This is a genomic window from Nitrobacter sp. CN101, from assembly GCF_055390255.1.
On sequence record NZ_AP038833.1, the window covers coordinates 1,998,349 to 2,018,819 of the forward strand.

Below are 20,471 nucleotides of genomic sequence, written 5' to 3' on the forward strand. Positions count from 1 at the left end.
CGGCGGCTGACAAGCCAAACGGTCGTTGCGGATCGGTCAGTGGAGGTCGGGGAGGCGCTCGATTCCGGCGGTGGATATGTTGGCCAGCTCCGTAGCCGCCGTTCGCCCTGCAATCACGCGGTCCGGCGCGATTTCGGCAAGCGGAACCAGAACGAAGGCGCGCTCGAACAGGCGAGGATGTGGCAGCGTCAGTTCCGGTTTGTCGAGGACGGCGTCGTCATAGGCGATCAGATCGAGATCCAGCGTGCGCGGTCCCCAGCGCTTTTCGGTGCCGCGGTCGCGACCGAATTTCTTCTCGATCTTGTGCAGCGTGAACAGCAGCGCGTGCGGGTCGAGGCGGGTGTCGATCTCGATGCAGGCGTTGATGAAGTGAGCCTGGTTCTCGTCGCCCCATGGCGGCGTGGTGTAGTCGGACGAACGGGCAAGAAGTTCGGCCTGCGCCATGCCGCAGATGTTGGCGATGGCCTTGCGAAAGGTCTGTCGCACGTCTCCGACGTTTCCCCCGAGTGCGATCAGGACACTGGCCATCGCGACAGCTATTCCCTGCTGCGAGTGAGCGAAATGCCGACGTCGTCGAAAATCGCCGGGATCGGCGCGTGCGGCTTGTGCACGGTGATCTTGATCGTGATCACGCGCGGAAAAGCAGCCAGAACTGCATCGGCAACGGCCCCTGCGGCACGTTCGAGCAGCTTGTAGTTGGCATCCTTGAACGCGGCGCTGGCTGTTGCCACCACGCCGGCATAGGACACCGTATCGGCGAGACGATCGGTGCGGGAGGATTCGGAAAGATCAGTCGATAGTTCGATGTCCATCACGAAGCGCTGGCCGACTTCGGTCTCGTGCTCCATGACGCCATGCTGCGCGTGAATTACGAGGCCGCGGATAAAGATCGTGCCGGTCATGGTCCGGTCATCCCGACTGTTGTGGACTCGATGGCGTGCGCCACCCGCAGCGCCTGCACCGTGTCCGCCACGTCATGTGTGCGGATGATGCGCGCGCCGCCTCTTGCCGCGATCAGATGCGCCGCGAGCGAGCCGCCTAGCCGTTCGTCCGGCTCTGACGGTACCACCGTGCTGATGAAGCGCTTACGGGACGCGCCCACGAGAATCGGCAGGCCGAGCGTCCGCAGTTCGTCGAGCCGGGCCAGAGTAATCATGCTCTGTTCCGGCGTTTTGCCGAAACCGATGCCCGGATCGAGGACGATGTGGCCGGCAGGTATGCCGGCTTTCGCCGCGATCTCCAGCGATCGTTGGAAGAACGCCGCGATGTCCTGGATGATGTCGAGCGTATCGTCGGGCTTGTCCCGGTTATGCATGACAATGACGGGCGCATTATGCGTGGCGACGACGCGGGCCATGTCCGGATCGCGCTGCAATCCCCAGACGTCGTTGGCGATTGCGACCCCGTTCTCAAGCGCCCACTCGACCATCGAGGACTTCATGCTGTCGATGGATATGGGGGCTCCAAGCGCGACCACTGCCGCGAGCACCGGCTTCAGCCGCCGCATCTCCTCATCGTGCGAGACCGGCTGAGATCCGTAGGGGCGAGTGGATTCCGCGCCGATATCGATGATGTCGGCCCCTTCCGCGATCATGCGGCGCGCCTGCGCCAAGGCCCGGTCGGGCGTCATGAACTGACCGCCGTCGGAAAATGAGTCGGGGGTGATATTCAGGACCCCCATGACCGCCGGATATGGCCGCGACAGGAGCGCGTCAAGCATAGGATGACGGGTATCATCCGCCACAGGTCTGGACATTGAATCTGCCGACGCCATGCGGTGGCTTTGCGCGGTCCAGCACATGCTGTCAAGGCGCGAAAAGCCCCTTCAGAGGGGCGGGCCGTGCAGCAGCGGGCGGCTTAATAGGTGATCTTGAGTGGAAGCTTCCGCGCTTGCGCAATCAGCGTGCCGATCGACTTCTCCGAAGGAAGAACGCTGACAAGTCTGCGCTTGGTATTCACATCTTTCATGGCTTGAGCCAGACGGGCCGGGTTACGATGCGTCAATTCCCGCACAGTGGTAACGCCGGCCGCGCGCAGCAGCTTGGTCTTCCCGTTGCCCATCCCCGGAATACGCATGTAGTCGGCAAGATTGGCCCACTCCAGGAGCTGCTGTTCGCTGATGCCGGTCTTGGCGGCAAGCGCCTTGCGGCCTTTCGGCGTGCGCGCCGCTTCGAGGTAGGCATCGGTCGTTCTAATGCCGATAGATCTCAGCTTTTTGGCGTCGGGGGCGCTCAGCCCTTCGAGCTTGGAGATTGGATATGTCATGACGTTCGGCGGTCTAACGGTGCGTATTGAGGGCTGGCGAACGCTGAGCGGCCTATCCAGTTACGGGAAACCACAATCGAGCTTTTCGTGTCGGTTTTCGTAACGACCGCTGATAGAACCTTGTCGCCAGCCCCTTCTTTGCTGCGAAAGTCCGGGATCGTGCCGACGACTGCTTCCGCGACAGCGGTGCCAACTGTCGCGGCACGCCGCTCCACCAGTTCGTTCATGGTACCCCGCCTCCACCGGTTGCTCGCCGGCTCGTTATTTATGCTTTCATCTTGATACCGTCGGGATGCGAAAGACAAGTCAGCAGGCAGAACAAACGCTCGTTGATCTGCAATCGCACGACGAGTGTTGCCGAGATGCAAGACCTGCGTACTCGATTATGCCGAAAACATCGCGATCGCCGGTCATTTGCGAGTTAGAAAGCTTCTGCTCCGTTGGAAGATTTCGAGCGCCGCGTTGGGGTTCGCCGGTTTCAATCGGCGCGGAACTTGAAGTAGAATGATGGTTCGACGACGGGATCACGAAGAGGTGCTCATGGCGAAGACCGCGACCGGGATCGGCGATACCGATCAAGGTATCTTCATCGGCAAAGGTGAGCAGCCGGTGTGGCTGACGCTGGGCCTCGCCAACCGACACGGTCTTGTCACCGGCGCCACTGGAACTGGAAAAACCGTGTCGCTCCAGGTGATGGCGGAAGGATTTTCTCGCGCGGGTGTGCCGGTATTCGTCGCCGATATCAAGGGCGATCTGTCCGGCATTTCAGAGCCTGGCGTAGCCAAGGACTTCATACTCGAGCGCGCCAGGACGATGGGCCTTGGGTTCCAGCCTGATCAGTTCTCGACAATTTTCTGGGATGTTTTCGGTGAGCAGGGCCATCCGGTACGCGCCACCGTGTCTGAAATGGGTCCGCTGCTGTTGTCCCGCATGATGGATTTGAGCGAGGCTCAGGAGGGCGTGCTCAACATTGCCTTTCGGGTCGCGGACGAACAGGGGCTGCTTCTGCTCGATATGAAGGATCTTCGTGCCATCCTTTCCTTCATTGCCGAACATGCGGCAGAATTGACGACGCAGTACGGCAATGTGTCGAAGCAAAGTGTGGGAGCCATCCAGCGCCAGCTTTTGGTGCTCGAAAATCAAGGCGGCGACAAATTTTTCGGTGAGCCGGCACTGGATTTGAACGATTTCATGCGCACCGATCGCGACGGCCGCGGCATGGTCAACATCCTGGTCGCCGATAAGCTGATGCAGAGCCCGCGGCTTTATGCGACGTTTCTGTTGTGGATGTTGTCGGAGCTGTTCGAACAGTTGCCAGAGGTCGGCGATCCGCCAAAACCGAAGCTTGTGTTCTTCTTCGACGAAGCCCACCTTCTGTTCAATGATGCGCCCAAAGCGTTGATGGATAAGATCGAGCAAGTGGTGCGGCTGATCCGCTCCAAGGGCGTCGGGGTTTATTTCGTCACTCAGAATCCGATCGATGTCCCGGACAAGGTGCTGGCCCAACTAGGAAACAGGGTTCAGCACGCGCTGCGCGCATTCACGCCCCGCGACCAGAAGGCCGTCGCGGCCGCGGCGCAGACGTTCCGGCCAAATCCGAAGCTGAACACGGCGCAGGTCATTACCGAACTCGGCAAGGGCGAGGCTCTGGTGTCGTGCCTTGAAGGCAACGGAACGCCGGCTATGGTCGAGCGTGTGATGGTACGGCCGCCGTCTGCGAGGATCGGTCCGATCACTCCTGAAGAACGTAAAGCGATCATTGCCGGCAGCCCGGTGAAGGGAAAGTACGACACCGCGATCGATTCCGAATCGGCTTACGAGATGCTTCAGAAGCGGGTCGGGGGCACCGCGGCGACTACGGATGGATCGAACGGCGGCGTTCTTGATCAGATCGGATCGATCGTCGGCAGCGTATTCGGGACCAACACGCCCCGCGGCAGATTGTCGACCGGGCAGGTGATCGCACGCAGCGTCACCCGCTCCGTCACCAACAAGGTTGTCGGGGGGGTCGTGGCTGATATCGGCAAGTCGCTCGGCGGCTCGCTTGGCGGTTCGGTCGGTCGTGCGCTGGTGCGCGGTGCGCTCGGAGGGCTGCTGCGGCGGTGATCGCCCAGGCTGCTCTCTGGCTTTATGGTTGCGCCTTGGCAGGAGTGCGAGACAGTTTGCAGCCTGAAGCTCATCTGATAACGCAGTGAGCGCGGACGATGCCGCCGCGTGACAACGGAAAAATGCTCGTGCTGAGATGGCCATCGCTGCGACGCCCGCTGGATGTCCTGTTTCTCGTGGCCTGCATCCTGCTGACTGCCGACGTTCTTGTTCCGGAAATCTGGGGACACGGCAAGACGAAGGATTATTCGTTGTGGTACTGGGCCGGGCAGCAGATACTGCACGGCGGCGATCTGTATCCGCAAGGGCCGAGCGAGGGCTTCGCCTTCCTTTACCCGCCATTGTCGGCCATTCTGCTTGCCATACCGAGCACCTTCGGAAAGATTCCGCTGTATCTTGGACTGTGCCTTCTCAATGCCGTCGCATGGTGGATGACGGCGCAGCTCTCCAACGCGATGACAGGGGCGGGCACGACGCCTGGTCCTTGGCTCGAGGCGTTGCCGGGCATCGTGACGATCCCCTTCGTCTTCGATATGTTCGATCTCGGGCAGCCCAACCTCGTTCTTCTCGCGGTGATGCTGTTCGGATTTTGGTGTCTGTGGCAGGGGCGCGGGTGGCTGTCGGGAAGCATGTTTGCGCTCGCGGCGGCCATCAAGGTCTTTCCCGTCGCCGTGCTGCCGTATCTGCTTTGGCGCCGTCATTGGACGAGCGCGATAAGCATGGTCGCGTTCCTGGGCGTTTTGCTTTTTCTGGTGCCGGCTCCGATCCGTGGCTTCGACCGCAATGTTTCTGAGCTGACCACGTGGTACCGCGGAATGATCGGATCGAATTCGGAGCATGGGTTCGGGCAGCGTGACGCCCAGAACTGGTCCTGGGTCAATCAGTCCATCATTGCCGTCACGCATCGGCTTGTGCGTCCGGTCAATTATAACCAGATCGATCCCGCCAAACCGGCGCAATACATGAACGTGGCCAATGTCGATTACAGGACGGCGAACGGAATCGTGCTGGCTGTCTTCGCTGCGATAGGGCTGGGCTTTATCGCCATCATTCCGGCGCGGGCGAAAATGACGCAGCGATCGATCGCCGAGGAGGTCGGGATTCTGTTCTGCCTGATGACGCTCGCATCGCCGCTGGCTCGTCAGTACTACTTCGTTTGGCTGTTCTTTCCATTAACGATTCTGTTTCATCGTGCCGCGCTCGATTTTCGGCCAAAGGCGCGGGTGATCTCGCGTCTGGCGCTCGGCGCATCGTTTGCGCTGATGGCGCTGTCGTTGCCGGTGTTTCCGAAAATTCTTCAAGCCGCCGGAAACAACCTCGCGGCGACGTTCATACTGATCGCCGCATTGGCGTGGCATATCCGTCACCCGTCACTGGCGAGTGGTCCGCATTCGGTCGCTCCGCCAGAAAAAGTTTGAACGGTCGTTTAACCCGCAACTCAGGGGACAACAAAAATGTCCGGCACGCCGCAACTGCAAGCCATCCTCGATCACATCGACGCCGACTTCGACAACAGCCTGAACCGGCTGTTCGCGCTGCTCCGCATCAAATCGATCTCAGCCGATCCGGCATTTGCCAGCGATTGCAAGGCGGCGGCCGATCATCTCGCCGCCGATATCGCGACACTGAAATTTTCCGCGGAGGTCCGCCCGACGGCTGGCCATCCCGCGATCGTCGCCAAAAGCAACGGCAACACCGGATCGCGGCCGCATGTTCTGTTCTATGGCCACTATGACGTTCAGCCGGTCGATCCGCTGAATTTGTGGCATCGGCCGCCGTTCGAACCGGTGGTGACGAACCACGCGGATGGCCGGAAGATTATTGTGGCGCGCGGCGCGGAAGACGACAAAGGTCAGTTGATGACGTTCGTCGAGGCTTGCCGCGCCTGGATGTCGGTGACCGGTTCGTTGCCGCTCGACGTGACGATCTTGATCGAGGGCGAGGAGGAGGTGGGCTCGAAAAACTTCGTGCCTTTCCTCGAGCAGAACAAGAAGGATCTTGCCGCGGATTTCGCTTTGGTGTGCGACACCGGCATGTGGGATCCCGACACGCCGGCGATCACCACGTCGCTGCGCGGTTTGGTCTATGAGGAAGTGATCATCAGAGCCGCGAACCGCGACCTGCATTCCGGCCTTTTCGGCGGCGGCGCTCAAAACCCGATCCGGGTCCTGACCCGAATCCTTGGCGGCCTTCATGACGATGACGGCCGCATTACACTTCCCGGTTTCTACGATGGCGTGAAGGATTTGCCGTCCGACATCCGCGCTCAGTGGGCTCAGCTCGATCTAACGCCAGATCGATTCCTGAAACCGATCGGACTCTCGATTCCTGCCGGTGAAAAGGATCGTTTGCTGATCGAGCAGGTCGTGTCGCGACCGACCTGCGACATCAACGGAATTGTCGGCGGCTACACGGGAGAGGGGTCCAAGACGGTGATTCCGGCGCAGGCGTCGGCGAAAATTTCGTTCCGTCTCGTCGAGGGTCAGGAGCCCAAAAAAATACGTGACGCTTTCCGTGCGTTCGTGAAGGAGCGCGTGCCGGCGGACTGCTCGGTCGAGTTTCTCGATCATGCCGGCGCGCCCGCGATTGCGCTCGACTGGAACATGAAGCCGCTCGCGGCCGCGAAGCAGGCGCTGACCGATGAATGGAATAAGGAGGCGCAGCTGATCGGCTGCGGTGCGTCAATTCCGATCGTTGCCGATTTCAAGACCTCGCTGGGTCTCGACACGGTGCTAGTCGGTTTCGGCCTCGAGGACGACAATATCCATTCGCCCAACGAGAAATACGACCTGAAAAGTTTTCACAAAGGTATCCGGTCGTGGGCGCGGATTCTCGCTGCGCTTGCGGAAGCGCCGCGCTGAAGCCAGCTTCGGCCTTCATGTGCAAACGCCGCCCGGAATTGAGCGGCGTTGGATTGAGGTGTAGAGGATGATGACTAAGCCTTACACCAAATCCGACGTCAGACAAGTTCGAACAGATCTGCTGGCCTGATCGCTGGATTCTAGCGCTCCTTTGCCGTTGAATTGAACCATTTCCGTCGTTTGCAGTTGACCTCATCGCCATCGTGTTGTCGGTAATGGGGGACCGAATTGGCGGGCGGCGAGGCCGGATAGCTTTGCTATCAGGCGCTGTCGTCTCCTTTGGGGGGCGGAGCTTTTCGATGAGCGTGCTTTTAGTCGCCGGGTTCGTTGTATTCGTGGCCGGTCTGGTGACGATCGCCTTCGGGATTCCCATCAAGGAGTTCAGCTTCGGCGATACCCTGGTCGTATCCGGCGCGGTCGTGACCTGCACTGGCCTGATTATGATCAGTCTGTCGGTCGTCGTCCGCGAGTTGCGAAGGGTCGCGGACCAACTCGGCTCCGGAGCGGTTGCCGATCGCGATGATAGTGCCCACACGCCCATTCTGTCGGGCAGGCACATCGAAGAGCGCCCACTTCCGCTGCCTGACAGCGATCGGGTTACGCCAAACCTGGGAAGCGATCGGAACGCCACGCCCTCTGTCCTTTCGCCACGTCGGCAAGCGGACGTGTTCGACCGTGACCGCGAGACCGTTGTCGCGGTCGAGGATGCGGAGTTTCCGGCATCCTCCGACGAGCCATCGCAGCCGAAACCACGACGCAATCTTCTGTTTGCGTCCATGATGAAGGAGCGCGAGCGGGTGGTCGTGGACCAATCCGGGCCGGTCGGCTCCTCCGCGTCTGCGAGACATGCTCGTGATCCTGAGGCGCCCCGGCCAGCATCGAGAGCCGATCGCCCGTCCGCCCCTCCGGATCACAACGCGTCCTCCGTCACCGTGCTGAGGTCCGGTGTGGTCAACGGAATGGCCTATTCGCTTTATTCCGACGGTACGATCGACGCCCAACTGTCGGAGGGCACGATGCGCTTCGCCTCGATTGATCGACTGCGCGCCCATCTCGATCAAGGCTCCGACCGCCCGTCTCCCAAATAAAGTTCCGCGTGCGCGCCCTCCGTTCTTGTCATGCCGGCAGCAATCCGGTCATATTCCTTGGGGCGCAAAGGCCGATTCTGATCGCATTCCGAGCGTATCGATGCTTTACGATCCGGAAAATTTGAGATCATGAGCGATTCAGCGGGTAAAAGTTTTCTCGACCTCACGGCGGAGATCGTGTCCGCTTATCTTAGCAACAACACGACGCCGGCCTCGGAAATTCCCGCCCTTATCAGCCAGGTGCATGCCGCGCTGTTGCGCGTGTCGTCCGGGCGGGGCGAATTACCGTCGGAACCGACCAAGCCCGCCGTGCCGGTCAAGAAATCGATGACGGCCGACTACCTGATCTGCCTGGAGGACGGGAAGCGCTTCAAATCGCTCAAGCGCCATCTGCGGTCTCAGTACAACATGAGCCCCGAGCAGTATCGGGACAAATGGAAGCTCCCCGCGGATTATCCCATGGTGGCCCCCAACTACGCGGTCACGCGGTCGCAACTGGCCAAGAACATGGGCCTTGGCCAACAGCGCCGGCGCCGAAAATAGCGCGAGCGGTTGAAAGGCGTTTATCAGCATTGCGGTGAACAACATCTGCACCGCTACCTTGCCGAGTTTGATTTCCGTTGCAGCACCCGAATTTCAGTTGGTTACAACGACACGATGCGCAGCGAAGCCGCGCTTAAGGGTATCGTTGGCAAACGCCTAATGTATCGCAGACCTGACGAAGCCAAGATGTCGTAAGCAGATGGCGCTAAAGTTTTGGCGGTAGCGAAAAGCAAAGGGATAATATGCGCTATCTTGTTATTGTTCAGCTTGGACAGGCAACCGTCTCTCACGTCTCCAATCTGGTTCCTAGTCTGCAAGCCGAATTAGGTGCGATGTCAAAGGAGCCTGTTGAACTCGCTTTTCGGTCGGCTACAGCAGACTTATTCGGCTTTTTTGTCGATACCGACTTGGCACCACAGCAAATCAGAGCGCGCATTGAGTCCCCCGGAGGAGTTTCATCTTTAACGAGCAAAATGCCAATATTGGAGGGCAATGACGCGCTGCTAATAATCCAACTCGGCGCGGAGGCTGACAGCACCAAGGGATTTACGCGCGCCTTGACGTGGCTTCAGCGTCACTAAAGATCGCGGCCACTTGTTTTTTCTAATCCATATTTCGATTGTGGCTATCGCTACTGCAAAGGGAGAAAACAGTAGCCATTGCCGCATTCAGGACGCCCCTCTCTTAAGGACAGATTTTCTTGCTGGCTTAGCTGGCGGCTTGGTCGCCGTATGAGGCTTCGGCTTCATCTTGAGCATCCGCTTCAAGACTTCATCCCGTTCTCTTTATTTTGCTTCGTTCCCGTCAAAAACCTCTGGATTCCAGTAGCAAGCAGGCTCTGTCGTTTGCCCGCGTTTTTGGTGTTTTTTTCGGGAATTACCCCGGGAAACTGGCGGGATTGGTTTTTGCGAATCGTCTCGGGAGCCCTACAATATGAATTGTCAGAGAAAAGCGGGACCGATCCGCCCTCGAAAAGTAGATCGGCCCTGCAACATCTTCTGACTGGCGATCCCTCCGGTTCGAGCCGGGGACCACACCATCCTCGCAGTTCGAAATGCGAGGCTCGAAGCAAAGGCCGTTTCCGGGTCCAGCCGGGGCGGCCTTTGTGATTCTAGGACTCATCATCCTCAAAAGAGGATAAATCCTATTTCACGTTTTGTGAACTTCCAAAGCCTTTGGAAGCTCAACTCTCAACTGTGTTGCTGCCCTGTCACGGACCCACGACATACTGATCAATAGAATGGTACTTCAAGTATAATTAGGAATATTATCCAAATCCATTCCCCGACGATACCCTGAGCTTCAAATTTTGCTAAAAAATGCTATCCCCGGGTAGAGAACAACCTCTAGGATATGTGATTATTTTCCTAGAGGGGCCTGTTCCATGCTTCTGATCTATCCGTCCACTTTACCCGCATCCCGCCGGCGGTCGCGAACCTCGGCAAGGCTGGTCTGTCACGATATCGCGCGACTGGTCGCCGGAGAGTTTGGTCTCGATGCTGCGGCGATGATATCGCCGACCCGCGGTGCGCCGCACGCCGCCTATGCCCGGCAGGTCGCCATGTATCTGGCGCACGTCGGTTTTGCGTTGAGTTTCGAGACAATCGGCCGTGCCTTCGATCGTGATCGCACCACGGTCTCGCATGCATGCCGCGTCGTGGAGGACAGCCGCGATGACCTTAGACTTGATCGCCGGCTCGCAGCGCTCGAAGCGATGTGCACGGTTTGCGGCGAACGACTCGATGGACCATCCGATGATGGCCTCTAATCGCGGCGGCCCTAAATCGCCGCGTCGCCCGAAAGAGCGGCCGGTTGAAATCGTGGACCGGTTTCGCGCGCAGCATCTCTCGCTTGCCGAGCGCGAGATCGTGACCGACGCAGGCGTTGCGACCGTGATGGCCAATGACAGCGAGAGCCCTCTCGCCTGGCTGGCGCGGCGCAAGGGTCGCGATGGACGCGCCATGATCAGCCCCAATCAGTTCGCGGCCGGCGAAAGATTGCGCGCGGATTTTACGCGGGGGAATCTCACGCCGCGAGTGACCTCGAACTGGTCGGCGCCGACCGGAGGACGCGGGTCCGGAGCCGGCGCCTGTGAGATGACCGATCTGATCGTGGCAGCGCGGCAGCGCGTACGGCTGGCGCTGGAAGCGTGCGGACCGGAATTTTCCGGCCTGTTGATGGACGTCTGCTGCTTTCTTCGCGGGCTCGAAGATGTCGAGCGTGAACGCGGGTGGCCCCCGCGATCGGCGAAAGTCGTGCTGCAACTGGCGCTGGACAGGCTGGCGAGGCACTACGGTCTCCACGCGCGTGCGGAAACGAGTGCCCAAGTGCGGACGTGGCTGGCAAGCGATGCAAGGTTCACGAGCGGCTAGAGCGTTTTTGGAATCCGTTCGCGTGAAGAAAACGCTCCAGGTGGGATCGCGCGTCGTTCGCGCGACCCACATTCCCTCTTGCCCGAAACTCGAAAGGCGAAAACCAGCCTCAGGCTGCGGCAGCCAGCGCTTCGCGCGCGTCCCTGCGAATGCGCTCAACCATCGCGCGCAGCCCGTTGGAGCGTTGCGGCGTGAGATGCTCGCGGAAGCCGAGGTCATCGAAGACGGCGATCGCGTCGGTGTCCAGAATGTCCTGTGGCTTTCTGCCGGAAAAAAGCGTCAGCAGGATCGCAATCAGCCCGCGCACGATATGCGCGTCGCTGTCGCCGACATAGGTCAGCACCGGGTGGCTGTCAGCGCCGCGACCGGCTTTGAGCGACAGCCAGACCTGACTGGCGCAGCCCTGCACCTTATTCGCCGCGGAGTGCTCGGCCTCGCTCATGGGCTCAAGGGTGCGTCCGAGTTCGATGACGTACCGGTAGCGGTCGTCCCACTCTTCCAGAAGCTCAAAGTTGTCCCTGATCTCGTCGATCGTCGTCATCACGGCTCATGTGTAATGTGTCCCAGCTGGCTAATATAAGGCCATGGAGACATAAAATCGATATGGACCCGGCGATCTATGGGAATTGTTCCGGGACGGTTTTCGGAGCAGCGAGACGCCATTCCGCCTGCAGATCCGCCGGCGTCAGGGTGTCATGCTGCGTGTCGCCGGAATCCGCCGTTTCGACGGAGGGAATGCCGTCGATCGACCCCGTATGGTCGGGAGGGCGCTTCTCGGTGATGATCCGGTAGAGTTTTCTCGCGCCGTCCTGCGCGCGCTGGCCGATTGCGGAGGCAGCCTGGCCCCCGACCTCGCAGACGCCCGGCTGACGTGTGCAGAATTGACTCATGTCCGATACGGCGGCTGTGGCGGCCGATACGGCGTCGGAAGCCCCAATCTTGGGTGCCTTGTTCGCCTCGGGCGCCTCATCCCTCGGCAGCAGCACGAGCACGAGCCCGAGCCAGAATGCCATGCGAAGCAGGAAAAACATGTCGCGTCCCTATGCGTTTTTGATCTTCGTCACGTTGCGTTGAATTCCGCAATCTGTCCTTTCCCTATCAAATGGTCCTGAATCCCCCGTATGCTCGGCGCCTTCGGGCAAACAAAATCCCGCAAAACGGCGGCCGAATTTGATTCGGCGTAAATTTTCGATTGATGCGTGTTGCGGACCGCGGTCGCCGACGCGACGCCGGTCCTCGGCGTCATCGGTATATGGTGGCGGAAACCTTGCGTTCACCATTCGCACCGATGACGGCGTTGCAAGGCGACAAAGAGCCATCCGTGTGTGCTGTTTCGTGACGAAGTGAGCTTCGCCTTAGCGTTCGCTTAAGTTCACTCTGACACGTTGAGCCCGCAAATGGAGGCGTTCCGGCGCGTCGGATACGACGTTAGCTGAAGCGCAAGCAACGTGACCGCATTGACCATCATCCAGGACCGTCTCGACGCGTTGCTGCATCCATCGGCGCGATACGACGCGTTGACGCGGGCACGCCATCGAACCTTCATGGGGCCGCGGCTGCTCGGCAGCCTCGTCGCGCTCGCGGCGTTTCCGATGTATCTGGCGATCCGCGGTGCACCGACGGCACTGGAAGTGGTGGCTTTCGCCTGGCTCGTCGTGCCGATCTTGCTGTCCTATTTCCTGTCACGCACCGGCCGCTACGAAGGCGCCCACGTGCTGTCGTCGATCGCGCTCGCCGGTCTCGTCATGATGATCGCGCTCCCGACCGGCGGGATTGAATCGTTCGCTGCCGTCTGGCTCGTTGTGATTCCGCTGGAGGCGGCGCTGTCCGCGTCCCGCCGTGTCGTCGTCTTCGCCGCGATGCTTGCAGTGTCGTGCGTGCTCGCGCTGATCGCGATGAGCTATTTTGATGTTGTGCCACTGCCCGATGCCGGCGCGGCGGCGCATAGCGTCTTCATGGCGTTCGGTATTGCGTCCGCCATGCTCTATGCCGCCGGGGTAGCGTTCGGTTACGAAGCGCTGATGCGTACCGGCGCCTCACTGCTGAATGTCGAGGAAGACCGGTATCGTCTGCTGGCGCGCCACATGTGCGACGTGATTTCGCGTCACCGGCGCAATGGCGCCGTGCAGTTCATTTCGCCGGCCGCGGAAGCCCTGCTTGGCGTGCCGGTGTCGGAGTTACAGGACCATGGTCTGTTCGACCGGGTCCACGTCGCTGATCGCCCGGCCTATCTCACTGCGCTCGCGGCGGCTGCACTTGGCAAGGATGCCCAAAGTGTCGAATTCAGACTCAGGCGCGAAGTCGCATCTGGTGCGAAATCAGAGGCGCGGTCTTCGGGGGATTTCATATGGGTGGAAATGCGGTGCCGACCGCTTGAGCCGTCCTCCTTGGCCGAACCCGAAGTCGTCGCGGTGATGCGGGACGTCACCGACCGGAAGCAGCAGGAGCACGCGCTGGATCTGGCGCGCACCACGGCCGAACGTGCTGACGCTGCCAAGACACGGTTTCTCGCGACCATGAGCCACGAACTGCGAACGCCGCTCAATGCCATCATCGGATTTTCAGAGATGATCGTTCAGGAAGCGACGCTGCCGCTCGATGCCAAGCGCCGCAAGGAGTATGCCCAGCTCATTAACGACTCCGGCCAGCATCTATTATCGGTGGTCAACAGCATTCTCGATATGTCGAAAATGGAGTCCGGGAATTTCGAGATATTGCCCGAGCCGTTCACGCCGCGCGAGGTGCTGCTCAACGGGAGCAATCTGCTCGCGCTCAAGGCGCGCGACAACGGTATCGAACTGGTCACGCGTGTTCCGGAAAATTTGCCGCAGATGATTGGCGATCCGCGCGCGTTCAAACAAATCGTTCTGAATCTGGTATCGAATGCCATCAAGTTCACGGAGCGGGGCGGCCGCGTTACGATCTCGGCCCGCGTCGAAGGATCGCGCATGGCGCTGCGCGTGATGGACAACGGTGTCGGCATCGCGCAGGAAGATCTTAAGCGGATCGGGGACCCCTTCTTCCAGGCGGGGAAAACCTATCAACGACGTCAGGAAGGGACTGGACTTGGATTGTCGATCGTCAAGAGTCTGGTTGCGTTGCACCAGGGCGAGATCGACGTGCAGAGCAAGGTAGAAGAGGGGACCACGGTAACCGTCATGTTGCCGCTGATACTCGTGCCCGACGCGGAGTCGTCATCGAATAACATCGCGACGCTGACGCCGGCCTCCCGCTCCGGCAAGCAGGATCAAGATTACCGGGTGAGGAAGAGTGCCTAGAAAAATTGTTGAAGAGGGCGTGATGCGGCCACGCCGTCGCAGCGTGGCAACCAGGAAGAGCGAAGTTGACGAGGAGCGCGGTCTCGCGATGCGCGTGCTCCTGCATAGCCCGAAAGATCTCGTTGCCGGGTGCCTAGCTTTTACCGCCATCGGTGCCATCGTCACGAACGCCATGTTCATGCAGGCCGGCCATCATCCGTCGCCGATGTTCGGATCGGCTGTCACCATGCCGCTGGTGCAACAGAGCAATCCGCTGCCGCGGCCTCGACCGGTCGAGGCGGATCAGACGGGGGCGACAGAACAGCACGCGAGTGCGGGAGAAGCGCCCACCAATCCTGTCAAAACGACTGGGTCGCATAGCGATCCCGTGGCCGATCTTATCAATGCGAATCGTCGCGTCGCCGCCGTGCAGCGGATATTGACGGAATATGGCTATGGTCAATTTAAGCCGACAGGAACGGCCGGACCCGAAACCCAGGCAGCGATCCGGAAATTCGAGCAGGCTCGCCGGATGCCGGTGACCGGCCAGATGTCCGACCGTCTCGTGCGCGAGCTCGTTGCCCTGACCGGACGGCCGATCGATTAGACTACAGCGTTTCGAGCGAAACATATCCTCGGGCTTGACCCGAGGATGGATGACCTGTTCGCGTAAAGAAAACACGTCAAAACAAAAAGCTAAAGGCCCGGCTTTGATTCATCAAAGCCGGAAATAGCTTTAGCGAGCTCTTTTGTTGCGTGGACTCGCGCTGCCTTCCACTTTTCTCCGTCGGGGAGAGGTCAAGAACTATCGCACCCCGTAACTTGCCACCCGGATGCCGCCAAAAATCGCGAGGCCTGGCGCAAGGAACCCGGTCGGGTTTTGGTAGCGGGCATCAAAGAGATTATCGATCCGCCCGAATATCTTGACCTGGTCATTGACGGCGTAGTCGCCACGCAAGTTCACCAGCGTATAGCCCGGCGCTACAATTCCGGAGATTGAACCGTCGCGGGTGACATCAATCCAGTCGTTGACGCGGAGCACGGTCGCCGACAGTGTCAGTGCATCGAGGGGGAGCCAGGTCGCGGTTGCGCTCCACTTTTCCTTCGGTCGGCGCAGCAGCTGCATACCGGTGGCGGCATTGACGGCACGGGTAAAGGTGTAATCTGCGCGAATTCCGAAACGCTCGGTGATCTGTGCCGAAACGAAAGTTTCGGTGCCTTCGGTCGTCGCACTGTTCACGTTCACCAACGATGTGAACGTGGCATTGTAGTCGATCAGGTTGGTGATGTCGTTATGGAAGTAAGTCGAGCCGAACCGTACGCGATCGTTGAACAGAGGTTGCTCGAAACCGGCATCGTAGCCGCGGCTATCTTCCGGTTTCAGGTTGCGATTGGCGAAGAAATTGAAGGTTGGAAAGTCCCGGAACAGCTGGCTCAGCGAAGGCGCCTTGAATCCCGTGCCGTAGCTTGCTTTCAGTTTCGTTTCCGTGATGGGAACAATGATCGCCGGCGCGACCCGGTAGGTCATACGCTCGCCGAACAGGTCGTTGGAGTCTTGGCGGACATTCGCAACGAGGAAAAGGCGGTTCGCGAGAGCTGATTGCAACTCGATGAAGCCTGCCTTGTTGCCGTTCTTGGCGGCAAGATCGGTGGTGTCGATGCGATCGGTCTGATGCTCGGCGCCGAAGACCAGATGGTTGTCACGCGCAATTTCGGCCACCGTGCGCCAGTCAAACTTGAGGCGCTCGCCCGTGGTGGTCGTGACCGGACTGCCGGGACCTGCGTCGTAGCCTCTGCTGTTGGTGTAATTGACACCGAAGTAGCTCTGGACGCGCCCGTCGAACAGAGACCATACGGCTTCTTCGCGGTTGAAGAGTTGCTGGACGGCGTGTGTGCTCTGGGTGGCGTTGGGAGTGCTTGGAAATCCACCGTCGCCCGTGAACAACAGCGTCGCGTCAGTATAGCGGACCACCGAATTGACGGTCAGATTCTCATTGAGATCGACGCCGAGCTTGGTCGAATAGGTCATGTTGTCATAGTTGTTTCCGATCGCTTGCCGTCCGGGCGGGAGAAGCTCCGGCGGTGTGACAGGAACATCTCCGGCATGGAGATGGGCGACGTTGACCGCATAGTTGAAGTTCTTTTCGGAGCCGCTCAATCCGAGGGTCTGGTTGAACGTTTTGAACGAGCCGGACTCGATTGACGCGGTAGCGCGCGGCGGACCTTCGCCCTTTTTTGTAATGATGGAGATCACTCCGCCGATTGCGTCGGAACCATAGAGTCCGCTTTGCGGACCCCGGAGAATTTCCATCTGCTGAATGTCCGCCGCAAGAAGATGCGCATAGTCGAATGCGCCATTCGCGTTGCCGGGGTCGCCGATGTCGATTCCGTCGAGGATCACCTTGGTGTGGTTGGCGTTCGTGCCTCGCATGAAAACCGAAGTCTGGGCGCCCGGTCCGCCGGCTTGCAACACATTCAGACCGGGAGCCGTCCTCAGGATATCCGGAACGGTGCGGTACTGCTGGGTCTGTATATCCTTCTCGGTGACGATGGTGATGGAGCTTGCCAATTGCCTTGCAGGCGTCACAACCCCCGTGGGGCTGACCACGGTCGAACCCATCGTGCCCGGAACAGGAGTCTCAGTGACAGGAGGTTGTCGAGGAGCGGAACGGGCCGCACGGCGCGATCGCGACGCCGCGCGGTGCGATGGCGGCCGTGAATCTGTTGTTCTATCCGGCGGCGGCGCGATCCGGATCGGAGGCAGCAGATTGGGAGAGGCGGATTGTTGCGCGTTCGAAGGCGTAGTCAGGCCGACCGATCCCAGCGAGGCGAGGACGGTGGATGCAAGCAGGCTTCTGCGATAAACCCCGGACAAGGAGGAGCCAAACATTAAGAAAACCTCGGCAGGACGTCGGTGGCACGTCACAGCGAACGAGGTTTCACGGGAGCCTACGTTGGCGCCGATGAAGCGGATGTCTGTAGTCCCCGACTGACATCTTCGCGTGTGACCACGGGTTGACGGCAGGTCTCCTGGCTCGCGGGTCGTTACCTGGCGTCGCCTTCCCGGGGCCGAGATATCCCAGTGGCGTGTGACGCAGATTCACCGCTTACAGTTGCGGGGGCAGCCGTGGCGTTAGGATGATCCCGCACCACGTTCCCTTTTGATCTCCCGAGGGAGAACCGTCGCCGATCTGTTTGGGGGGGAACAAAGTCGATGTCAATCGACGGAACGACTCAGCTACGGCTTTTCCTCGTGGCGTTGCATATCCGCAGCAACAAGTTGCCGCCGGCGAGATATGCTTTGTCTGCATTCTCGAGGCTGTATGTTGCCGATGCGAGCAAGCCGCCGGGGCAGGCGGACTTGCAACCTTCCTGCTCCGGGCGCGGGCGAGAACTATACGCTGCCGGTACCGGCGTTTGCGTCAGACCACCTCGCCGCGCGCTGCAGCGGCGGCGTTGCGGATCGCGTCCATGTTCGCCTTGTAGGACTCCATGGTGCCGCCCTTGAAGACCGCCGACCCTGCCACGAAGGCATTGGCGCCGGCGGCGCCGAGTTCGCCCGCAACGTCGGGGCCGACTCCGCCGTCAACCTCAATGTCGATCGGTCGCCCTGCGATCATCGTACGCAAATCCCGAATCTTGCCGACCGCCGAGGAGATGAACTTCTGGCCGCCGAAACCGGGATTGACCGACATCACCAACACCAGATCGACCATGTCGAGCACGTATTCGATGGTGGAGAGCGGCGTTGCGGGATTGAGTGTGACCCCCGCCTTCTTGCCGAGCGCGCGAATGGCCTGCAACGAGCGGTGCAGGTGCGGTCCCGCTTCGACGTGAACCGTGATGTGATCACAACCGGCCTTGGCGAAGGCTTCGAGGTAAGGATCGCACGGCGAGATCATCAGATGGGCATCGAAGATCTTCTTCGTGTGCGGGCGCATCGCCTTGATGACATCGGGACCGTAGGAGATGTTCGGCACGAAATGGCCGTCCATCACGTCGAGGTGGATCCAGTCGGCCCCCCCCTGATCGACGGCGCGAACCTCCTCGCCAAGCTTCGAGAAGTCGGAGGCCAGGATCGACGGTGCGATAACGAGAGGACGCGGCACAAAAGTCTGGGACATGAACGTTTCCGAAAATTTCTGCGGAGCTTGAGAGAGCCCCGCGTATCATGAGCCGCGTCCGGGGGCAATGAGTGGCGTCAGCACCGGGGCGGGGGACGGAACGCGAGCACGGCAGGAGCCTGGCTGCGGTTAGCCGGATCCCGGCTCCCTCGGCCGACCGGACGGCAAGCTCGTTCGATGAGGCGCATTGGGCGGTAGTCCCCCTGAGCGGTAGCTTCTTGGGCGGTAGCCTTGGGTTCGCCACATCCGCATCATTGCGCACCCGGCGTCGATTTTCATGATCCGATAACCATACGATCAAAGTATTCGTTGTTTATTCGACGTATTACGTGAGGTCGTATGTATATACCTAAAGTAGTTCTTCTCGTCGGATGCCTCGGTCTCGTCAGCTCCCAGGCCTGCGCCGAAGACGACTTCACCGCTTCGCTCCGGTTGCGTGGCGGATTCGATTCCAATCCGCTATTTTCACTCGGACAGGCCGGCGGCAGCGCGTTCGTCGCCGCCGACACGGCATTGGCTGCGGGGACGAAGGCCGACGGCTACACGCTGGGCGTCGCGGCAGAAGCCAATGCAATGCATTATGCGCAGCCGCAGGTGACGCCCGCTCGCGGCGGCAAGGTGATCCTGCGCGCTGGATTCCACATCGACCATTGCCGACGTCAGCACCTACGCTCTGCGCTCAGCCGAATTGGTCCAATCGGCCAGGGCCGAAGCCAGGCGCGGGCCGATCAAGCTATTCGCGACCGCGGAGGGAGGCCGGTCGAGCCTGAATCAGACCAACGCGATCTTTCAGGATTTTCTCCCCGACCCGCAGCAATATCTGCGAGGTACGCTGATCCCCGGTGTTGGTCTCGTCAGCGGAAAGTTCGAAATCGGCACGTCCGTGAACCTGTCGGCACGACGCTACCTGCAAGAGTTCGATGTGTTCGGCTATCGTCGCGACAACGAGAGGGTGCAGCCGTTTCTGTTCGCAAAGTATGGCGGCGATGGCGTGACCGCCTTTGTTTCCGTGTCGCGGTTGTATGGAACGTGGCACGATCCCGATTTTACTAATGTCGATCGAATGCTATTCGATGCGAGTTTAAGCTGGCGCGCAACGCCTTTTCGAATTGATCTGACGGCATGGCGGCGCGCGAGTGAAACCACGTTTCCCATTTCGCCGATCACCATCGATACCGCATATTCGGCGATGGTTTTCTGGAATGTAAAGCCGGAGGTGACGTTGACGGCTTCTGCGGGCTATTCGATGTCCGAATATCTGGATTCGCCCTTTCGTGCGCAAACGTTGACTTGCGGTATCGGCGCGACCCGCGACTTTGGCGACGACCTGACCGTCGGTGTCGATGTAGCCTATGCAAGGGGCTCGCTGATTTCGGGTGATGACTTGAACGGGCTTGTGGTGACGTCGTCGATTACAAAGCGCTTTTCTGCGGCGTCGTCGAAGTCAAACAAAGGTTCGGCTGCGGGATCGGCGGCGTGCGGACGGGGATGCCCCGTCCGCCTTCCATCAACCTAGTGGCAGCCGCATCCGCCGCCAAGCAGTCCGCCCAAAGCGTGGCTGCGGCCGAGCACCGCGCCGAGCACGCCGTTCTTGCCCGTGGTGACCGAGGTGTTGACAACGAGCGCGCCACGTCCATCAAGCAGCCCAATCACGCCGCCGCGGCCGGTCAGCACGTTCGCGCCGATACCGATGCCCTGGCCCTTGGCGAAAGCTGGCGCGCTCATGAGCGCGCTGACGACTGTGGTGAGAACGAGGATTCTCTTCATGACGTTTCTCCCTTGAGATGCGCGACATTGCGCACGGGGAGAGCATCCGTCGGTCAGAGGACTGTCTCAAGTTATACTGTAAAATAAT

Annotated in this window: 19 protein-coding genes, 2 pseudogenes and 1 riboswitch; of the genes and pseudogenes, 11 read left to right on the forward strand and 10 right to left on the reverse strand. The window is 60.1% G+C overall.

Translation table 11 applies throughout. The features are described from left to right. Positions 1-36 precede the first annotated feature (36 nt). The 5 genes from folK to ACZ5IL_RS09890 form a co-directional block, all read right to left on the reverse strand. Positions 37-528, reverse strand: coding sequence for a 2-amino-4-hydroxy-6-hydroxymethyldihydropteridine diphosphokinase (gene folK / locus ACZ5IL_RS09870; RefSeq protein ID WP_464596597.1), 492 nt, complete (start codon positions 526-528; stop codon positions 37-39). An 8-nt stretch (positions 529-536) separates the two neighbouring features. After that, complete coding sequence (folB, locus tag ACZ5IL_RS09875) at positions 537-902, reverse strand: dihydroneopterin aldolase (protein ID WP_464596599.1); 366 nt, start codon at positions 900-902, stop codon at positions 537-539. Then, on the reverse strand, positions 899-1,774 hold the full coding sequence (folP, locus tag ACZ5IL_RS09880; RefSeq protein ID WP_464596601.1) for a dihydropteroate synthase: 876 nt from the start codon (positions 1,772-1,774) through the stop codon (positions 899-901). Before folP ends, folB begins: the two co-directional genes overlap by 4 nt. Positions 1,775-1,857: 83 nt before the next feature. Beyond that, complete coding sequence (locus ACZ5IL_RS09885) at positions 1,858-2,265, reverse strand: DUF4332 domain-containing protein (protein ID WP_425905116.1); 408 nt, start codon at positions 2,263-2,265, stop codon at positions 1,858-1,860. Continuing rightward, complete coding sequence (locus ACZ5IL_RS09890; RefSeq protein WP_464596603.1) at positions 2,262-2,492, reverse strand: hypothetical protein; 231 nt, start codon at positions 2,490-2,492, stop codon at positions 2,262-2,264. The genes ACZ5IL_RS09885 and ACZ5IL_RS09890 overlap by 4 nt, the downstream gene beginning before the upstream one ends. 313 nt (positions 2,493-2,805) lie before the next feature. On the opposite strand from ACZ5IL_RS09890, the gene ACZ5IL_RS09895 reads away from it, so the two are divergent. From ACZ5IL_RS09895 to ACZ5IL_RS09930, 8 genes and pseudogenes are all read left to right on the forward strand, one after another. Next, complete coding sequence (locus ACZ5IL_RS09895; RefSeq protein ID WP_464596605.1) at positions 2,806-4,371, forward strand: helicase HerA-like C-terminal domain-containing protein; 1,566 nt, start codon at positions 2,806-2,808, stop codon at positions 4,369-4,371. A 122-nt stretch (positions 4,372-4,493) separates the two neighbouring features. Continuing rightward, on the forward strand, positions 4,494-5,789 hold the full coding sequence (locus ACZ5IL_RS09900; RefSeq protein ID WP_464596885.1) for a glycosyltransferase family 87 protein: 1,296 nt from the start codon (positions 4,494-4,496) through the stop codon (positions 5,787-5,789). Positions 5,790-5,825: 36 nt separating this feature from the next. Beyond that, entirely contained in the window at positions 5,826-7,232 is a 1,407-nt protein-coding gene (locus ACZ5IL_RS09905) for a M20/M25/M40 family metallo-hydrolase (RefSeq protein ID WP_464596607.1), read from the forward strand. 299 nt (positions 7,233-7,531) lie between these two features. Beyond that, on the forward strand, positions 7,532-8,320 hold the full coding sequence (locus ACZ5IL_RS09910; RefSeq protein WP_464596609.1) for a hypothetical protein: 789 nt from the start codon (positions 7,532-7,534) through the stop codon (positions 8,318-8,320). A gap of 129 nt (positions 8,321-8,449) precedes the next feature. Further along, on the forward strand, positions 8,450-8,863 hold the full coding sequence (locus ACZ5IL_RS09915; protein ID WP_079447268.1) for a Ros/MucR family transcriptional regulator: 414 nt from the start codon (positions 8,450-8,452) through the stop codon (positions 8,861-8,863). A 9-nt stretch (positions 8,864-8,872) separates the two neighbouring features. Beyond that, positions 8,873-9,058, forward strand: a pseudogene (locus ACZ5IL_RS09920) (IS1595 family transposase); the annotation flags it as partial. A 1,189-nt stretch (positions 9,059-10,247) separates the two neighbouring features. Continuing rightward, positions 10,248-10,631, forward strand: a complete 384-nt coding sequence (locus ACZ5IL_RS09925; RefSeq protein ID WP_464596611.1) for a helix-turn-helix domain-containing protein — start codon at positions 10,248-10,250, stop codon at positions 10,629-10,631. Then, positions 10,618-11,235 (forward strand): DUF6456 domain-containing protein, encoded by a 618-nt coding sequence (locus tag ACZ5IL_RS09930; protein ID WP_464596886.1) that lies wholly within the window; start codon positions 10,618-10,620, stop codon positions 11,233-11,235. The genes ACZ5IL_RS09925 and ACZ5IL_RS09930 overlap by 14 nt, the downstream gene beginning before the upstream one ends. A 109-nt stretch (positions 11,236-11,344) precedes the next feature. On the opposite strand, the gene ACZ5IL_RS09935 is transcribed toward ACZ5IL_RS09930, so the two are convergent. Both ACZ5IL_RS09935 and ACZ5IL_RS09940 read right to left on the reverse strand, forming a co-directional pair. Further along, positions 11,345-11,776: a SufE family protein gene (locus ACZ5IL_RS09935; protein ID WP_309773818.1), complete on the reverse strand. Its 432-nt coding sequence runs from the start codon at positions 11,774-11,776 to the stop codon at positions 11,345-11,347. Between the two features lie 76 nt (positions 11,777-11,852). After that, positions 11,853-12,266 carry a DUF5330 domain-containing protein gene (locus tag ACZ5IL_RS09940; protein ID WP_464596613.1) on the reverse strand — a complete coding sequence of 138 codons (414 nt, stop codon included), beginning with the start codon at positions 12,264-12,266 and terminating at the stop codon, positions 11,853-11,855. A gap of 417 nt (positions 12,267-12,683) precedes the next feature. On the opposite strand from ACZ5IL_RS09940, the gene ACZ5IL_RS09945 reads away from it, so the two are divergent. Together ACZ5IL_RS09945 and ACZ5IL_RS09950 are read left to right on the forward strand one after the other, a co-directional pair. Further along, on the forward strand, positions 12,684-14,513 hold the full coding sequence (locus ACZ5IL_RS09945) for a PAS domain-containing sensor histidine kinase (protein WP_464596614.1): 1,830 nt from the start codon (positions 12,684-12,686) through the stop codon (positions 14,511-14,513). Between the two features lie 22 nt (positions 14,514-14,535). Next, the gene (locus tag ACZ5IL_RS09950) at positions 14,536-15,099 is read left to right on the forward strand and encodes a peptidoglycan-binding domain-containing protein (protein ID WP_464596615.1); all 564 of its coding nucleotides are present in this window, start codon (positions 14,536-14,538) and stop codon (positions 15,097-15,099) included. A gap of 198 nt (positions 15,100-15,297) precedes the next feature. Here ACZ5IL_RS09950 and ACZ5IL_RS09955 read toward each other — a convergent pair whose 3' ends face one another. Both ACZ5IL_RS09955 and rpe read right to left on the reverse strand, forming a co-directional pair. Continuing rightward, a complete protein-coding gene (locus tag ACZ5IL_RS09955) occupies positions 15,298-17,382 on the reverse strand; it encodes a TonB-dependent receptor plug domain-containing protein (protein ID WP_464596617.1) in 2,085 nt (694 codons plus the stop codon). Positions 17,383-17,495: 113 nt separating this feature from the next. Continuing rightward, positions 17,496-17,690: riboswitch (cobalamin riboswitch) on the reverse strand. Positions 17,691-17,914: 224 nt separating this feature from the next. Then, positions 17,915-18,616 (reverse strand): ribulose-phosphate 3-epimerase, encoded by a 702-nt coding sequence (gene rpe, locus ACZ5IL_RS09960; protein ID WP_464596618.1) that lies wholly within the window; start codon positions 18,614-18,616, stop codon positions 17,915-17,917. A gap of 339 nt (positions 18,617-18,955) precedes the next feature. Here rpe and ACZ5IL_RS09965 point away from each other — a divergent pair. Then, positions 18,956-20,132: pseudogene (locus ACZ5IL_RS09965) on the forward strand (outer membrane beta-barrel protein). Here the strand turns inward: ACZ5IL_RS09965 and ACZ5IL_RS09970 are convergent. Beyond that, positions 20,129-20,383, reverse strand: a complete 255-nt coding sequence (locus ACZ5IL_RS09970; RefSeq protein ID WP_464596619.1) for a hypothetical protein — start codon at positions 20,381-20,383, stop codon at positions 20,129-20,131. The pseudogene ACZ5IL_RS09965 and the gene ACZ5IL_RS09970 overlap by 4 nt on opposite strands. Positions 20,384-20,471: the final 88 nt, after the last annotated feature.

Bases quoted from the DNA above. Each gene is read 5' to 3' on its own strand.
- ACZ5IL_RS09900 (WP_464596885.1), top strand. From the start codon at position 4,494: ATGCTCGTGCTGAGATGGCCATCGCTGCGACGCCCGCTGGATGTCCTG.
- ACZ5IL_RS09910 (WP_464596609.1), top strand. From the start codon at position 7,532: ATGAGCGTGCTTTTAGTCGCCGGGTTCGTTGTATTCGTGGCCGGTCTG.
- ACZ5IL_RS09930 (WP_464596886.1), top strand. From the start codon at position 10,618: ATGATGGCCTCTAATCGCGGCGGCCCTAAATCGCCGCGTCGCCCGAAA.
- folP (WP_464596601.1), bottom strand. From the start codon at position 1,774: ATGGCGTCGGCAGATTCAATGTCCAGACCTGTGGCGGATGATACCCGT.
- ACZ5IL_RS09970 (WP_464596619.1), bottom strand. From the start codon at position 20,383: ATGAAGAGAATCCTCGTTCTCACCACAGTCGTCAGCGCGCTCATGAGC.
- ACZ5IL_RS09955 (WP_464596617.1), bottom strand. From the start codon at position 17,382: ATGTTTGGCTCCTCCTTGTCCGGGGTTTATCGCAGAAGCCTGCTTGCA.
- ACZ5IL_RS09950 (WP_464596615.1), top strand. From the start codon at position 14,536: ATGCGGCCACGCCGTCGCAGCGTGGCAACCAGGAAGAGCGAAGTTGAC.
- ACZ5IL_RS09925 (WP_464596611.1), top strand. From the start codon at position 10,248: ATGCTTCTGATCTATCCGTCCACTTTACCCGCATCCCGCCGGCGGTCG.
- ACZ5IL_RS09890 (WP_464596603.1), bottom strand. From the start codon at position 2,492: ATGAACGAACTGGTGGAGCGGCGTGCCGCGACAGTTGGCACCGCTGTC.
- folK (WP_464596597.1), bottom strand. From the start codon at position 528: ATGGCCAGTGTCCTGATCGCACTCGGGGGAAACGTCGGAGACGTGCGA.
- rpe (WP_464596618.1), bottom strand. From the start codon at position 18,616: ATGTCCCAGACTTTTGTGCCGCGTCCTCTCGTTATCGCACCGTCGATC.
- ACZ5IL_RS09915 (WP_079447268.1), top strand. From the start codon at position 8,450: ATGAGCGATTCAGCGGGTAAAAGTTTTCTCGACCTCACGGCGGAGATC.
- ACZ5IL_RS09940 (WP_464596613.1), bottom strand. From the start codon at position 12,266: ATGTTTTTCCTGCTTCGCATGGCATTCTGGCTCGGGCTCGTGCTCGTG.
- ACZ5IL_RS09895 (WP_464596605.1), top strand. From the start codon at position 2,806: ATGGCGAAGACCGCGACCGGGATCGGCGATACCGATCAAGGTATCTTC.
- folB (WP_464596599.1), bottom strand. From the start codon at position 902: ATGACCGGCACGATCTTTATCCGCGGCCTCGTAATTCACGCGCAGCAT.
- ACZ5IL_RS09905 (WP_464596607.1), top strand. From the start codon at position 5,826: ATGTCCGGCACGCCGCAACTGCAAGCCATCCTCGATCACATCGACGCC.
- ACZ5IL_RS09935 (WP_309773818.1), bottom strand. From the start codon at position 11,776: ATGACGACGATCGACGAGATCAGGGACAACTTTGAGCTTCTGGAAGAG.
- ACZ5IL_RS09885 (WP_425905116.1), bottom strand. From the start codon at position 2,265: ATGACATATCCAATCTCCAAGCTCGAAGGGCTGAGCGCCCCCGACGCC.